Raw genomic sequence first — 15527 nt, 5'->3', positions numbered from 1 at the left:
CCCCCAGGCCAGCCTCAGCCACCGCAAGTTCGCCGAGCTCGACCTGTGCCGCATCAGCTACGGGGGCAGCGTGCGCGTTACCTCGCCGGCGCTGGAAACCATCTACCACCTGCAAGTGCTGCTGAACGGCAACTGCCTGTGGCGCGGGCACAAACGCGAGCAGCACCTGGTGCCGGGCGAGCTGCTGCTGATCAACCCGGATGATCCGGTTGACCTGACCTATTCGGAAGACTGCGAAAAGTTCATCCTGAAGGTTCCAACCCGGCTGCTGGATTCGATCTGTGATGAACAGCGCTGGCACCGGCCCGATGGGGGCGTGCGGTTCTTGCGCAATCATTACCGGCTGGATGAACTGGACGGGTTCGTGAACCTGCTGGCCATGGTTTGCCATGAAGCGGAGGTGAGCGATTCGCTGCCCAGGGTGCAGGGCCACTACAGCCAGATTGTCGCCAGCAAGTTGCTCACCCTGATGAGCACCAACATTCGTCGCGAGAGCCTGAGCGCACCGCAGGCTGGCCTTGAGCGCATTCTTGATTACATCGAGCGCAACCTGAAACTGGAGCTGTCAGCTGAAGTGCTGGCAGAGCAGGCGTGCATGAGTTTGCGTTCGCTGTATGTGTTGTTCGACCAGCACCTGGGCACTACACCCAAGCATTACGTGCGCCAGCGCAAACTGGAACGGGTGCATGCGTGCCTGAACGACCCGACTTGCGGTGTGCGCAGTGTGACCGAGCTTGCCCTGGATTACGGCTTCCTTCATCTAGGCCGGTTCTCCGAGGTGTATCGGCAGCAATTTGGCGAGCTGCCGTCGCAGACATTCAAGCGCCGGGGGTAAGACGCGCTTGCAGGTCGCAAGAACATGCAAAGCTCGTGCAGCAGCAACATAAAAACTGGATAGCACTCTGCACAATCCGGATAGCCCCCCGCCAGTCGTCTCCCTAACCTGACCAGGTCTTAACAATAACAATGGAGACCCTGGCCATGTCCCTGGGATTCGACTACCTCAATGCCATGCTCGAGGACGACCGTGAAAAGGGCATCTACCGCTGCAAGCGCGAGATGTTCACTGACCCACGCCTGTTCGACCTGGAAATGAAACACATCTTCGAGGGCAACTGGATCTACCTGGCTCACGAAAGCCAGATTCCCGAAAAGAACGACTTCCTCACCCTGACCATGGGGCGCCAGCCGATTTTCATCGCGCGCAACAAGGACGGTGAGCTCAATGCCTTCCTCAACGCCTGCAGCCACCGCGGTGCCATGCTGTGCCGGCACAAGCGCGGCAACCGCTCCAGCTATACCTGCCCGTTCCATGGCTGGACGTTCAACAACAGCGGCAAACTGCTTAAGGTGAAAGACCCGAGCAACGCCGGCTACCCCGACAGCTTCAACTGCGACGGCTCCCACGACCTGACCAAAGTGGCGCGCTTCGAGTCGTACCGGGGCTTTTTGTTCGGCAGCCTGAATGCCGATGTGAAACCGCTGGTGGAGCACTTGGGTGAATCGGCCAAGATCATTGACATGATCGTCGACCAGTCGCCGGAAGGCCTGGAAGTGCTGCGCGGCGCCAGCTCGTACATCTACGAAGGCAACTGGAAACTCACTGCCGAGAACGGCGCCGACGGCTACCACGTCAGCTCCGTGCACTGGAACTACGCCGCTACCCAGAACCAGCGCAAGCAGCGCGAGGCGGGCGACGAGATCAAGACCATGAGCGCCGGTGCCTGGGCCAAGCAAGGCGGCGGCTTCTACTCCTTCGACCACGGCCACTTGCTGCTGTGGACCCGCTGGGCCAACCCGGAAGACCGCCCGGCCTATGAGCGCCGCGACCAGCTGGCCGCCGACTTCGGCCAGGCGCGTGCCGACTGGATGATCGAGAACTCGCGCAACCTGTGCCTGTACCCGAACGTGTACCTGATGGACCAGTTCAGCTCGCAGATCCGCGTTGCCCGGCCGATTTCAGTGAACAAGACTGAAATCACCATCTACTGCATCGCCCCCAAAGGCGAGAGCGCCGATGCCCGCGCCAAGCGCATCCGCCAGTACGAAGACTTCTTCAACGTCAGCGGCATGGCCACCCCGGACGACCTGGAAGAGTTCCGCTCGTGCCAGACCGGCTACGGCGGTGGTACCGGCTGGAACGACATGTCCCGTGGTGCAGCCCACTGGGTGGACGGCGCCGATGAAGCGGCCAGGGAAATCGACCTCAAGCCGTTATTGTCCGGCGTGCGCACCGAAGACGAAGGCCTGTTCGTGCTGCAGCACAAGTACTGGCAGGACACCATGATCCAGGCGCTGAAGGACGACCAGCAACTGATCCCCGTGGAGGCCGTGCAATGAGCCTTTATGAGACCGTGCGCGACTTCCTCTACCGCGAAGCGCGCTACCTGGACGACGCCCAGTGGGACCAGTGGCTGGAACTGTACGCCAGCGATGCCAGCTTCTGGATGCCGAGCTGGGACGATGACGACACCCTCACCGAAGACCCACAAAGCGAAATCTCGCTGATCTGGTACGGCAACCGTGGCGGCCTGGAAGACCGCGTGTTCCGTATCAAGACCGAGCGCTCCAGTGCGACCGTGCCTGATACCCGCACTTCGCACAACATCAGCAACATCGAGATCGTCGAGCACGGCGAGGGCAGCTGCCAGGTGCGTTTTAACTGGCACACCCTGAGCTTCCGCTACAAGACCACGGACAGTTACTTCGGCACCAGTTTCTACACCCTCGACCTGCGCGGCGAACAGCCGTTGATCAAGGCCAAGAAGGTGGTGCTGAAGAACGACTACGTGCGCCAGGTCATCGACATCTACCACATCTGATACAGGATTTTGCGAGCACTGCCCGGTGCGTCCTGCGACGCGCCGTGGGCCGGCTCGCCTGCGAGGTGCAACATGAGCTACCAGATCGCACTGAATTTCGAAGACGGGGTTACCCGCTTCATCGAAGCTGCCGGCCATGAAACCGTGGCTGACGCTGCATACCGCCAGGGCATCAACATCCCGCTGGACTGCCGCGACGGCGCCTGCGGTACGTGCAAGTGCAAGGCCGAATCCGGCCGCTATGACCTGGGCGACAACTTCATCGAAGATGCCCTGAACGAAGACGAAATTGCCGAAGGCTACGTACTGACCTGCCAAATGCGCGCTGAAAGCGACTGCGTCATCCGCATCCCTGCTTCGTCGCAGCTGTGCAAGACCGAACAGGCCAGCTTCGAGGCCGCCATCAGCGATGTGCGCCAACTGTCGGCCAGCACCATTGCCCTGTCGATCAAGGGTGAAGCGCTGAGCCGCCTTGCCTTCCTGCCGGGGCAGTACGTCAACCTCAAGGTGCCGGGCAGCGAGCAGAGCCGCGCCTATTCGTTCAGTTCGTTGCAGAAGGGCGGCGAAGTCAGCTTCCTGATCCGCAACGTACCGGGCGGGTTGATGAGCAGCTTCCTGACCAACCTGGCCAAAGCCGGCGACAGCATGAGCCTGGCCGGGCCGCTGGGCAGCTTCTACCTGCGGCCAATCCAGCGCCCGCTGTTGCTGTTGGCTGGCGGTACCGGCCTGGCACCGTTCACCGCAATGCTGGAAAAGATCGCCGAGCAGGGCAGTGAACACCCGCTGCACCTGATCTATGGCGTGACCAACGACTTCGACCTGGTCGAGCTCGACCGCCTGCAAGCACTGGCGGCGCGCATCCCCAACTTTACCTACAGCGCTTGTGTGGCCAACCCGGACAGCCAGTACCCGCAAAAGGGCTACGTGACCCAGCACATCGAGCCACGCCACCTCAACGACGGCGATGTGGACCTTTACCTGTGCGGGCCACCACCGATGGTCGAGGCGGTCAGCCAGTACGTGCGCGAGAAGGGCATTACCCCGGCCAACTTCTACTACGAGAAGTTCGCGGCGGCGGCCTGACAGCCCCCTCTGACTCAAGCAATACGCCGACCCTGTGGGAGCGGGCGAGCCCGCGAAGCAGGCTGCGCGGGGGATGGCACGGGCTTCGCCCCTGTTCGCGGGCATGCCCGCTCCCACACAGTACTTGTAGGAGCGGCCTTGTGTCGCGATGGAGGGCGCAGCCCTCCCGGCATTTTCAGACGGTGTAGGAGATCAACATGAACAACAGATTCCAAGGCAAGGTTGCCCTGGTCACCGGCGCCGCTCAAGGCATCGGCCGGGGCGTATGCTGGCGGCTGAAGGCCGAAGGCGCGCAAGTGGTGGCGGTCGACCGTTCCGAACTGGTCCACGAGCTGGCTGGCGAGGGCATGCTCACCCTCACCGCCGACCTGGAGCAACACACCGACTGCGCCCGGGTCATGGCCAGTGCGGTGGAAACCTTTGGCCGCCTCGACATCCTGGTCAATAACGTAGGCGGCACTATCTGGGCCAAGCCTTTCGAGCACTACGAGGTCGAGCAGATCGAGGCCGAAGTGCGCCGTTCGCTGTTCCCCACCCTCTGGTGCTGCCACGCCGCGCTGCCCTACATGCTTGAACGCGGCAGCGGCGCCATCGTCAACGTTTCTTCCATCGCCACCCGTGGCGTCAACCGGGTGCCTTATGGCGCAGCCAAGGGCGGCGTCAACGCGCTTACCGCATGCCTGGCCTTCGAAACTGCAGGGCGGGGCATCCGCGTCAACGCCACTGCGCCCGGCGGCACCGAAGCGCCACCCCGGCGCGTACCACGCAACAGCGCCGAGCAAAGCGAGCAGGAAAAACACTGGTACCAGCAGATCGTCGACCAGACCCTCGACAGCAGCCTGATGCACCGCTACGGCAGCATCGACGAGCAAGTGGGCGCGATCCTGTTCCTGGCGTCGGACGAGGCCTCGTACATCACCGGCGTGACCCTGCCGGTAGGGGGCGGCGACCTCGGTTGAGCAGCAACTTCACGGCAACAGCTTTCCTCCACAACAAAAACAAGAGCGACAGATGCCATGCGAACCCTTGACGTACACCCGATCATCGATAACGCGCGTTTCACCCCGTTCCACTGGATGGTCATGGCCTGGTGCGGCCTGCTGCTGATCTTCGACGGCTATGACCTGTTCATCTACGGCGTGGTACTGCCGGTCATCATGAAAGAATGGGGCCTGACCCCGCTGCAGGCGGGTGCGCTGGGCAGTTACGCGCTGTTCGGCATGATGTTCGGCGCCCTGGCTTTCGGCAGTTTGGCCGATCGCATCGGGCGCAAGAAGGGCATTGCCATCTGTTTCGCCTTGTTCTCGGGGGCGACCATCCTCAATGGCTTCGCTACTAGCCCGAGCGAGTTTGGCATCTACCGCTTCATTGCCGGCCTGGGCTGTGGCGGCCTGATGCCCAACGCTGTGGCGCTGATGAACGAGTACGCGCCCAAGCGCCTGCGCAGTACGCTGGTGGCGATCATGTTCAGCGGTTATTCGGTGGGCGGCATGCTTTCGGCGGGCGTTGGCATCTTCATGCTGCCGCGCTTCGGTTGGGAGTCGATGTTCTTCGCAGCTGCAGTGCCACTGTTGCTGTTGCCGGTGATCCTCTACTACCTGCCGGAATCCATCGGCTTTCTGGTGCGCCAGGGCCGCAGCGATGAAGCGCGCAAGCTGCTCAAGCGGTTGGACCCGGACTGCGATGTGCAGGCCGATGATGTACTGCAGGCGGCGGACCGCAAAGGCAGCGGGGCCTCGGTACTGGAGCTGTTCCGCAACGGCCTGGCCGTTCGCACCCTGGCGTTGTGGCTGGCGTTCTTCTGCTGCCTGCTGATGGTTTACGCACTCAGCTCGTGGCTGCCGAAACTGATGGCCAATGCTGGCTACAGCCTTGGGTCCAGCCTGTCGTTCCTGCTGGCGTTGAACTTTGGTGGCATGGCCGGGGCGATCCTCGGTGGCTGGCTGGGCGACCGCTACAACCTGGTCAAGGTCAAGGTGGCGTTCTTCATTGCCGCCGCATTGTCGATCAGTTTGCTGGGCGTCAACAGCCCGATGCCGGTGTTGTACCTGCTGATCTTCATTGCCGGCGCCACCACCATTGGTACGCAGATCCTGCTGTATGCCGGCGCTGCGCAAATGTATGGGCTGTCGGTGCGTTCCACGGGGCTTGGCTGGGCCTCGGGTATCGGCCGCAACGGCGCCATCGTCGGCCCCTTGCTGGGCGGCGCACTGATGGGCATCAACCTGCCCCTGCAACTCAACTTCATCGCCTTCGCCGTCCCTGGCGCGATTGCCGCCCTGGCCATGGCCGTGCACCTGGCCAGCGGCCGTCGGCAAGCCCAGGCCATGACGGCGCAGGCGTAACCCGAAAATAACAAGATGAGGTAACCCCGCATGACCGTGAAAATTTCTCACACTGCCGAGGGCCAGCGGTTTTTCGAGGAGGCCGCAGGCTTTGCCAACGATGATGGCAACCCACGCCTGAAGCGTATTGTGCAACGCGTGCTGCAAGACACCGCGCGGTTGATCGAAGACCTGGAAGTCAGCGAGGACGAGTTCTGGCATGCCGTCGACTACCTCAATCGCCTGGGCGGGCGCGGCGAGGCCGGGCTGCTGGTGGCGGGCCTGGGCATCGAGCACTTCCTCGACCTGTTGCAGGACGCCAAGGACCAGCAGGCAGGGCTTGCCGGCGGTACGCCACGCACCATCGAAGGCCCGTTGTATGTGGCGGGCGCGCCCATCGCCCACGGCGAAGTGCGCATGGACGATGGCAGTGAAGACGGCGTGGCCACGCTGATGCATCTGGAAGGCCAGGTATTCGACCCGCAAGGGCAACCGCTGGCAGGGGCCACCGTCGACCTGTGGCATGCCAATACCCGTGGCACCTATTCGTTCTTCGACCAGAGCCAGTCCGATTACAACCTGCGCCGTCGCATCGTCACCGATGCCGAAGGGCGTTATCGCGCACGCTCCATCGTGCCGTCGGGTTACGGATGCGACCCTCAGGGGCCGACCCAAGAGTGCCTGGACCTGCTGGGCCGCCATGGCCAGCGCCCGGCGCACGTGCACTTCTTCATCTCGGCACCGGGGCATCGGCACCTGACCACGCAGATCAACCTGTCGGGGGACAAGTACCTGTGGGATGACTTTGCCTATGCCACGCGCGATGGGCTGGTGGGGGAGGTGGTGTTTGTCGAAGGGCCGGCGGGGCGGCACGCGCAGCTGAAGTTCGATTTCCAGCTGCAGCAGGCCCAGGGCAGCGCAGATGAGCAGCGCAGTGCACGGCCACGGGCTTTGCAGGAGGCCTGATACACCGAGTTGGCTTCTTCGCGGGCTTGCCCGCCCCCACAGGGGTCGCGGGAACCCGGGACAGTGCACCGGACCTGTGGGAGCGGGCAAGCCCGCGAAGACGCCAACACCAGAACAAGAGCCAGCCACAAAGGCCGGCCGATGCCTTGCGAGATGCGCCATGAAAACCCTGATCAAGGACAGCTCACTGTCCGCCATCGTCGCTGGCTGCATCGCCACGATGATCTCTTACGCCGGCCCGCTGGTGATCATTTTCCACGCCGCCGAAGCTGCCGGGCTGTCCCACAGGCAGTTGTCATCCTGGGTGTGGGCCGTGTCCATGGGCAGTGCCGTGCTCGGTGCGCTGCTCAGCCTGCGCTACCGTGTGCCGGTAGTAATCGCCTGGTCGATCCCGGGCTCGGCGCTGCTGGTCACGGCTTTGCCGCAACTCGGCCTGGAACAGGCCGTGGGTGCCTACCTGGTGGCCAACCTGGTCCTGCTGCTGATCGGCATCAGCGGGGCCTTCGACCGCGTCATCGCGCGGCTGCCGGGGTCCATCGCCGCTGGCATGCAGGCCGGCATCCTGTTCAGTTTCGGTATCGAGGTGTTCCGCGCCTTGCCAGTGCAGCCGTTGCTGGTGTTGGCGATGTTTGTCACCTACGTGCTGATGCGCCGGGTACAGCCGCGTTATGCGGTGGCTGCGGTGCTGTGCGTGGGCACCCTGGTGGCTGTTGCAAGCGGTGCATTCCGTAGCGAGGCACTGGTGCTGGAGCTGGCCTCACCGCAGTGGATCACGCCGCAGTTCAGCCTGCCAGCGGTATTCAGCCTGGCGCTGCCGATGGTGCTGGTGGCGCTGACCGGGCAGTTCATGCCGGGCATGGCGGTGCTGCGCAATGCGGGTTACCCCACACCGGCCAGCCCCTTGATCAGCGCCAGTGCCCTGGCCGGTGCCGTGCTGGCGCCGTTCGGCTGCCACGGGCTGAACCTGGCGGCGGTTACCGCCAGCCTGTGCACCGGCCATGAGGCCCATGAAAACCCTCGGCGGCGCTATGTGGCGGCGGTGGCTGGCAGCGCGTTGTACCTGCTGCTGGGCATCGCCGGGGCCACATTGATGTCGTTGTTCGCGGCCTTTCCCGCTGCGCTGATCGCTGCCCTGGCCGGGCTGGCCCTGTATGGCGCCATCAGCGAAGCCCTGGCCCGCAGCCTGGCCGAGCCAGGCGAGCGCGATGCAGGCCTGTTCACTTTTCTGGTCACTGCTTCGGGGGTGGCCTTTCTTGGCCTGTCGGCGGCGTTCTGGGGGCTGCTGTTCGGCCTGCTGGCCCATGCGCTGCTCAGGTTGCACCAGCCACGTACCCGGGAGGTGCTGCGCCGTACCCCATGAGCCGTCGTGTTCCCAACGCTTTATCCATAAAAACAAGATCAAGAGAGCTTCGGAATGAATCACACCCCTTGCGTTGCCCTGGGCCTGACTTTGCTCAGCCAACCATTGCTGGCCGCCGAAGGCGGTTTCTTCGAGGATTCGAAGGCCACCCTGAGTGCCCGCAACTATTACTTCAGCCGCGATTTCTCCGATATTGTCGGGGCCAACAGGCAGTCCAAGGCAGAGGAGTGGGCCCAGGGCTTCATCCTCGACTTCAAGAGCGGCTACACCCCGGGTACCGTCGGCTTTGGCGTCGATGCGCTGGGGCTTTTGGGCATAAAGCTGGACAGCAGCCCCGACCGCGTCAACACCGGCCTGCTACCGGTACATGGCGACGGCCGTGCTGCCGACGAGTACAGCCGACTTGCGCCCACCTTCAAAGCTCGCCTGTCGAAGACCGAACTGCGCGTCGGTGAACTGCAGCCCAACCTTCCGGTCCTGACCTTCAGCGACATCCGCCTGCTGCCGCCGACCTACCAGGGCGCCAGCTTGAGCTCGTCGGAAATTGACGGGCTGACCGTGCAGGCCGGGCACCTGAAAAGCACCCACCTGCGCAACGAAGGCGGTGACGGCAAGATGAACGCGATGCTCGGCCATGTGCCGATGCGTCAGGCCGAGAGCGATGCCTTCAACTATGTGGGCGGGGATTATGCGTTCAATGCCAACCAGAGCAGCGTCAGCCTGTGGTACGGGCAACTGGAAGATATCTACGAACAGGGTTTTGTCGGCCTCAAGCACAGCAAGCCTGTGGGCGACTGGGTGCTCAGCGCCAATCTGGGCTACTTCACCGCGCGTGAGGATGGCAATGCGTTGCTCGGCAACATCGACAACCAGGCGTTCTTCTCGATGTTCACCGCCCGGCACGGCGGGCACAGCTTCCATGCGGGCTACCAGGGCATTTATGGCGACAGCCCGTTCCCACGGGTGTTCGCCAATATTTCGCCGCTGGGTAACGAGGTGCCGACCTATGAGTTTGCTTACACCGACGAGCGCTCGTACCAGGTGCGCTACGACTACAATTTTGCCGCCATGGGCGTGCCGGGCCTGACCGCGACCGTGCGCTACATAACCGGTAACAATGTCGATACCGGGCTGGGCTATGAAGGCCGTGATCGCGAACGCGACCTGGACATCGGTTATGCGGTACAGAGCGGGGCGCTGAAAGGGCTGGGGATTCGGGTAAGGAACGCGATGGCCCGTTCCAACTACCGCAGCGATATCGACGAGAACCGGCTGACCCTGGTGTACAGTTGGCAGTTGTTCTGAATCACCTAGGGGCAACCGGAGGGGATTTGCGCATCGGCACCAGATAGAGGTAGCTTCCGGAAACCACCTTTTCAGGATGCTACCCTTGGACTCCATCACCCAGGCCGTACTCGGCGCAGCCCTGCAAGGCACCGTGCTTGGCCGTATCCAGGGCCGCCGCTCGCTGCTGTATGGCGCAACCCTGGGCACGCTGCCCGACCTCGATGTAATCATCCGCTATGCCGACCCGGTGTCGCAGATGACCTACCATCGCGGCTTCTCACACTCGCTGTTCGTGCTCACCGGGCTGGCCCTGCTGCTGGCCTGGCTGGTCAACAAATGCTGGCCCGGCAAAGGCTACACCTTGCCCAGGCTGTTCCTTGCCTTCTGGCTGGTACTCATCACCCACCCGTTGCTGGATGCCTTCACGGTGTATGGCACGCAACTGTTCTGGCCACTGCAACCCACCCCACAAAGCTGGGCCGCAGTGTTCATTATCGATCCGGTCTATACCTTGCCCCTGCTGGCGGCAGTCATCTACGCAATCATCAAGGGCGTTACCGGTAGCGCGACACGCCTGTTGACCCTGGCACTGGTGTTCAGTACCGGTTACCTGGGTTTCGGCCTTGCCGGGCGCATGGCAGCTGAGCAACGCTTTCAGGCGGCACTGGACCAGCAAGGCATCGTCGTGAGCGAGGTTCGCGCCGTGCCGATCGCGTTCAACAGCCTGGTCTGGCGGGTAATGGCCAAGACCCAAAATGGCGACTACTACGAAGGCATCAGCAGCGGGTTCGACCGGCAGGCGCCGGAAATGCAACGCTTGCCGCGTAACCTAGAACTGGCAAAAGCGCTGGCAGGCGACCCTTTGCACCAGCGCTTGCGCTGGTTCACCGGCGACTGGCTGCGGTATGACCAGATAGGCGATGCGCTGGTGGTAACCGACCTGCGCATGGGCATCCCGGGCAACTACACCTTCCGTTTCAACATGGCGCACCGCGACACCCAGGGCCACTGGATTGCCAATGTGCCTTCGGCGTGGGACGGCGCCGGGCCTGGGTCGATGTTCAACGGCCATGACCTGGTGTTGATCTGGCGCCGTATCGTCGACCAACAGCCGCCTTTGCCGCTGGCTGCCTGGACCGACCGGTACCTGGGGGCAGGTGCGGTCGAGCGCGGGCACTGAGGCATGCGTTCGGCCGGGCTGGACCTGGTCAAATGGACAGCGATGCTGACCATGGTTGCCGACCACCTTCGCTTCATATGGCCTGAGGCCGATGGCTTGTTCGTGCTTGGCAGGCTGGCGTTTCCGCTGTTTTGCCTGGCCATTGCCGTGAATGTGGGGCGTGACAGAGCAGAGGCGCTCCATACCCGCGCCAACCTGCGCTATCTGGTGCTGATGCTGCTGTTCGCGGTGCTCTCGGAACCTGCCTATCGTTGGCTGGACAGTGGTTCGCAGACGTTCAGTGTAATGCCGACATTGGTGCTGGGGTTGCTGGTTGCCTGGGGTGTGCAGCACCCATTGCGGTCGGCGCGAGTGCTTGGCCTTGCAGGCCTGCTGGCGGGGTGGTTGTTCAGTGAGCGATTGATGTACGGGCTGCCCGGGGTGTTGCTACCTGGTGCCTGGCTGATAGCACGCAGGCAGGGTGGGCTAGCCTGGTTGCTGCCTTGCCTGATGGCCATTGGCGGCAACCTGACCAACAACTGGCTGCGCGAGCATCTTCTGGCGCCAATTACCCTGCTGACGCTGGTTGCAGCTGCGCTGGCGGTTCCTGTCGGGTGGCTGTTGTTGCGTCATGATGCTTGGCGGGTACCTGCGGTAGGGCGGTGGGGTTACCTGTTCTATCCCGTGCATCTGCTCGTGATCAAAGGCTTGTCTTGAGGCTTGCCGTTCCTGGCGCTTGCAATTCACAGATTCAGACCCATCTAAACCGGCCGCACCACACTCAGGACCCGTCCATGGAACCTAACCGCTTCGGCGATATCGCCGCCTTCGTCAGCGCCGCCAAGGCCGGCAGCTTCACGGCCGCCGCTGCCAGCCTGGGCCTGACCCGGTCGGCGGTGGGCAAGAGCATTGCTCGCCTGGAAGCCCGCATGGCGGTGCGCTTGCTCAATCGCACCACGCGCAAGCTGAGCCTGACCGACGAAGGCCTGGTGGCATTCGAACGCTGGCGGCAGATCCTGGACGACCTGGACGAGGTGGAAAGCGCCATGGCCCAGCGCCGCGGCAAGCCCACAGGCACCTTGCGCCTGACTGCGCCGCTGTCGCTCGGCCAGCGCCATGTGCTGCCGGTGCTGGACCAGTACCTCAAGCAGTGGCCGGAACTGCGCGCAGACATCCGCTTCACTGACCGCTTCGTCGACCTGGTCGAGGAGGGCGTAGACGTTGCGGTGCGTATTGGCGCACCCAAGGAAGACTCGCAGCTGTTGACCCGCACGGTGGCCTGGCAGCAGTTTGTAACTTGCGCTTCGCCCGCGTACCTCGAAGCGCGAGGTATTCCCTTGGTGCCTTCAGACCTTTATGGCCACGACAAGATCGCCTTCCTCGCGGGCGAAAAAGCCATGCCTTGGCGCTTTGACACTGAAGCAGGCCTGCACTTGTGCGAAGACCCTGGGCGGTTGAACATCGACAGCTCGGAGGCGATGCTCGACGGCGCCCGGGCCGGCTTCGGGCTGATTCACCTGCCCACCTACATCACCGGTGACGACCTGCGCGCCGGTACCCTGGTGGAAGTCCTGCACGCCTACCGGCCACCGGCGGACCCGATTCGCATCGTGTATCCGAGCAAGCGCCACCTTTCCCCTCGGGTACGCGGTTTCATCGACCTGTTGGTGGCCAGTTGGGAATCGGGCGTGCCCTGGGAATACTGATTGGGGAATACCAGGCCCCTATGCCGGGCCTGTACCTAGGTTTATCGCTGGCAGCGCAGCGGGGAAACTGTCAGCCACTGATAATTCCTCTGGAGACCCCATGACTGCACTGTCCGTACTGGATCTGGTCATGATCGGCGAAGGCAAGACTTTCGCCGACGCGATCGAAGAATCCCGCCAGCTGGCGCGCTATGTCGAGCAACAGCGTTACAGTCGTTACTGGATCGCCGAGCACCACGACATGCCCGGCATCGGCTCGGCCGCCACTTCGCTGGTGATCAATGAAATTGCCAATGCCACCCGGCACATCCGGGTCGGCGCTGGTGGCATCATGTTGCCCAACCATGCCCCGCTGGTGATAGCCGAGCAGTTCGGCACCCTCGATACGTTGCACCCGGGCCGCATCGACCTGGGCCTGGGGCGCGCGCCAGGTACTTCCGGGCCGACCGTGCGAGCCTTGCGCGGTGCCGCGCCAGAGCGTGATTTCGGCCAGGATATCGCCGAGCTGCGCGATTACCTGGCCGACAACGGCCAACGCCGGGTGCGTGGCGTACCTGGCAGCCACGATGTGCCGGTGTGGATCCTCGGCTCCAGTTTGTTCGGCGCCGACCTGGCGGCGAAGCTGGGCCTGCCCTATGCCTTCGCCTCGCACTTTGCCCCGCGTTACCTGCTGCAGGCGATTGCCCATTACCGCGTCAATTTCCAACCGTCGGCGCAATTGGCCAAGCCTTACGTGATGGTGGGCATGAACCTGTTCGCTGCCACCAGTGATGCCGAGGCAGACTACCTGGCCAGCTCCCACCGCAAGTGGATGGTCGACCTGCACATGGGGCGCCTGGGTTTGTTGCCCAAGCCGCAGGAGGGCTATGTCGAGCATCTGCCTGGGCAGGAACGGGCGGTGCTTGAACAGGTTATGGCCTGCACCGTGGCGGGTGGGCCACAGCGGGTACGAGAAGGGCTGCGCTCGCTGATCGAGCAGACCGGGGCAGATGAGTTGATGATCGACTGCCGTATTCATGACCCGTTGGCGCGGCAACGTTCATACGCTTTTGCTGCTCAGACCATGGCTGATCTGGTGTAGTGCGCGAGTAATTTCAGGGACTTTTTTGCGTACTGATAAAAGTGTGAGTGGCCAGTTGGCTTCAGATCGCCCAAGATGGAGTATGAAGATGCCAGTCGATCGACTGGCGGCTCACCTATCCACGCAAACGCACCAGCCAGCATTCGAGGGTTTAGAGTATGTCCAACAGACAATCAGGAACGGTCAAGTGGTTCAACGATGAGAAGGGGTTCGGCTTCATCACTCCCGATGGCGGTGGCGACGACCTTTTCGTCCACTTCAAAGCCATTGAATCGGACGGCTTCAAGTCGCTGAAAGAGGGCCAGAAGGTGTCTTTCGTTGCCGAGAAGGGGCAGAAGGGCATGCAGGCTGCGCAAGTGCGCGCCGAGTAAGATGCCTGAGTGACTGGTACGCTAAGGCGTGCCCGGCCACTGGAAAACGGAGCCCTTGGAGGGCTCCGTTTTTTGTCTTTCAGATCCAGGGGCAGGATGGCCGTACCCTGATTATCGGTGAGCCGAACCTTCACCAGCGCCCATGGCCTGGTGCAGGAACGGATAATCTGTATAGCCCTCGGGCCCATTGGCGTAGTCGAACTGTGCCCGATGTTCGTTCAGAGGCGCCTGCACCCGCAGCCGCTGTACCAGGTCCGGGTTGGCAATGTAGCTGCGTCCGAACGCTACGGCATCGATCAAACCACGCCCAATCAAGTCTTCGCCTTTCTCGGCGGTGTAGGCACCCGCAGCAATGATAACCCCCGGATAGGCAGCGCGGATCGCCTGGCGGAACTCGTCACGCAGCGGCTTGCCACCGGCCCAGTCCGGCTCGGACAGGTGCAGGTAGGCGAGTTTGCGCTTGGCCAGTTCCCGGATCAGGTATAGCCCTGCGGCCTCCTGGTCTTCGCCATTGTCCACGCCATTGAAGCCGCCCAGCGGGAACACGCGGATACCCACGCGCTCGGCACTCCAGTTGGCAATCGCCGCGTCCACTGCTTCAAGCACGATGCGCGCCCTGTTTTCGACGCTACCGCCGTAGCGGTCCTCGCGCTGGTTGGCGCTCGGGGTAAGGAACTGGTGCAGCAAATACCCGTGGGCAGCGTGCAGTTCGATGAAGTCGAAGCCGGCTTCGCGCGCGTTGACCGCTGCCAGACCGAAGTCGGCCACGATGCCAGCGATTTCGTCCTCGCTCAGTGCACGCGGTGCGGAGGTTTCTACACGTACCAGGTTGCCTTGCTCGTCGCGCAGGGTGGTGCGGGCCTCGGCCGGTAGCGCCGAGGGTGCGACAGGCGCTTCGCCGCCGGGTTGCAACGAGGTGTGCGACACCCGGCCGGTGTGCCACACCTGCACGGCGCTGTGCCCCCCTTCGGCGTGAATGCCTTCGTTGATGTGCCTCCAGGCAGCGATCTGCTCGGCACTATGAATGCCGGGCGAGCCGGAATAGCCCTTGGCCTGGAAGGAGATCTGGGTGGCTTCGGTGATGATCAGCCCGGCGCTGGCACGCTGGCGGTAATACTCGGCCATCATGGTGGTTGGCACATCGCCCGGCTCGAGGCTGCGCAGGCGGGTGAGGGGTGCCATGAACACACGGTTGGCCAAGGTGAGCGGGCCGACTTGCAGGGGTTGGAAGAGTTTCATTGCAGCTCCAAAGGTGAAAACCAATGGTGCGCACCATACCGAGATGATTGGGGAAAGGGGGGACCGGAAGCCCGGCGCAGGGCTCCCCAATGGCGGTTGCCTGTACCGGCCTCTTCGCGGGTAAACCCG

Annotated in this window: 15 protein-coding genes; 14 read left to right on the top strand and 1 reads right to left on the bottom strand. The window is 63.0% G+C overall.

The features are described from left to right. The 14 genes from benR to JOY50_RS28295 form a co-directional block, all read left to right on the top strand. The coding region (gene benR, locus JOY50_RS28360) for a benABC operon transcriptional activator BenR (protein WP_243056158.1) at window positions 1-835 on the top strand (835 nt) is incomplete at its 5' end. Between the two features lie 146 nt (window positions 836-981). After that, window positions 982-2340, top strand: coding sequence for a benzoate 1,2-dioxygenase large subunit (benA, locus tag JOY50_RS28355; RefSeq protein ID WP_016487229.1), 1359 nt, complete (start codon window positions 982-984; stop codon window positions 2338-2340). Then, window positions 2337-2822 carry a benzoate 1,2-dioxygenase small subunit gene (gene benB / locus JOY50_RS28350; RefSeq protein WP_119370025.1) on the top strand — a complete coding sequence of 162 codons (486 nt, stop codon included), beginning with the start codon at window positions 2337-2339 and terminating at the stop codon, window positions 2820-2822. Before benA ends, benB begins: the two co-directional genes overlap by 4 nt. 72 nt (window positions 2823-2894) lie before the next feature. Next, the gene (gene benC / locus JOY50_RS28345) at window positions 2895-3905 is read left to right on the top strand and encodes a benzoate 1,2-dioxygenase electron transfer component BenC (protein WP_132840818.1); all 1011 of its coding nucleotides are present in this window, start codon (window positions 2895-2897) and stop codon (window positions 3903-3905) included. Window positions 3906-4102: 197 nt separating this feature from the next. After that, window positions 4103-4864, top strand: coding sequence for a 1,6-dihydroxycyclohexa-2,4-diene-1-carboxylate dehydrogenase (locus tag JOY50_RS28340; RefSeq protein WP_028613974.1), 762 nt, complete (start codon window positions 4103-4105; stop codon window positions 4862-4864). A 57-nt stretch (window positions 4865-4921) separates the two neighbouring features. Then, window positions 4922-6250, top strand: a complete 1329-nt coding sequence (locus tag JOY50_RS28335) for an aromatic acid/H+ symport family MFS transporter (RefSeq protein WP_028613975.1) — start codon at window positions 4922-4924, stop codon at window positions 6248-6250. 30 nt (window positions 6251-6280) lie between these two features. Then, window positions 6281-7195: a catechol 1,2-dioxygenase gene (catA, locus tag JOY50_RS28330; RefSeq protein ID WP_243056157.1), complete on the top strand. Its 915-nt coding sequence runs from the start codon at window positions 6281-6283 to the stop codon at window positions 7193-7195. 160 nt (window positions 7196-7355) lie between these two features. Continuing rightward, window positions 7356-8555 carry a benzoate/H(+) symporter BenE family transporter gene (locus tag JOY50_RS28325; RefSeq protein ID WP_243056156.1) on the top strand — a complete coding sequence of 400 codons (1200 nt, stop codon included), beginning with the start codon at window positions 7356-7358 and terminating at the stop codon, window positions 8553-8555. A gap of 54 nt (window positions 8556-8609) precedes the next feature. Then, window positions 8610-9860, top strand: a complete 1251-nt coding sequence (locus tag JOY50_RS28320) for an OprD family porin (protein ID WP_132840826.1) — start codon at window positions 8610-8612, stop codon at window positions 9858-9860. A gap of 85 nt (window positions 9861-9945) precedes the next feature. Next, entirely contained in the window at window positions 9946-11022 is a 1077-nt protein-coding gene (locus tag JOY50_RS28315) for a metal-dependent hydrolase (RefSeq protein WP_132840829.1), read from the top strand. Between the two features lie 3 nt (window positions 11023-11025). Further along, window positions 11026-11718, top strand: coding sequence for a TraX family protein (locus JOY50_RS28310; protein WP_243056155.1), 693 nt, complete (start codon window positions 11026-11028; stop codon window positions 11716-11718). A 77-nt stretch (window positions 11719-11795) separates the two neighbouring features. Then, window positions 11796-12707, top strand: a complete 912-nt coding sequence (locus JOY50_RS28305; RefSeq protein WP_028613981.1) for a LysR family transcriptional regulator — start codon at window positions 11796-11798, stop codon at window positions 12705-12707. A 100-nt stretch (window positions 12708-12807) separates the two neighbouring features. After that, complete coding sequence (locus JOY50_RS28300; RefSeq protein WP_243056154.1) at window positions 12808-13788, top strand: LLM class flavin-dependent oxidoreductase; 981 nt, start codon at window positions 12808-12810, stop codon at window positions 13786-13788. Between the two features lie 158 nt (window positions 13789-13946). Continuing rightward, window positions 13947-14159 carry a cold-shock protein gene (locus tag JOY50_RS28295; protein ID WP_016499620.1) on the top strand — a complete coding sequence of 71 codons (213 nt, stop codon included), beginning with the start codon at window positions 13947-13949 and terminating at the stop codon, window positions 14157-14159. Window positions 14160-14270: 111 nt separating this feature from the next. Here the strand turns inward: JOY50_RS28295 and JOY50_RS28290 are convergent, their stop codons facing one another. Further along, on the bottom strand, window positions 14271-15398 hold the full coding sequence (locus JOY50_RS28290; protein WP_132840835.1) for an alkene reductase: 1128 nt from the start codon (window positions 15396-15398) through the stop codon (window positions 14271-14273). Window positions 15399-15527 lie beyond the last annotated feature (129 nt).

Origin of the sequence: Pseudomonas sp. BP01, from assembly GCF_022760795.1 — a bacterium.
Lineage (GTDB): Bacteria > Pseudomonadota > Gammaproteobacteria > Pseudomonadales > Pseudomonadaceae > Aquipseudomonas > Aquipseudomonas putida_Q.
The sequence above is the reverse complement of the archived record's forward strand: the minus strand, read 5'-3'. Positions and strand labels throughout refer to the sequence as shown.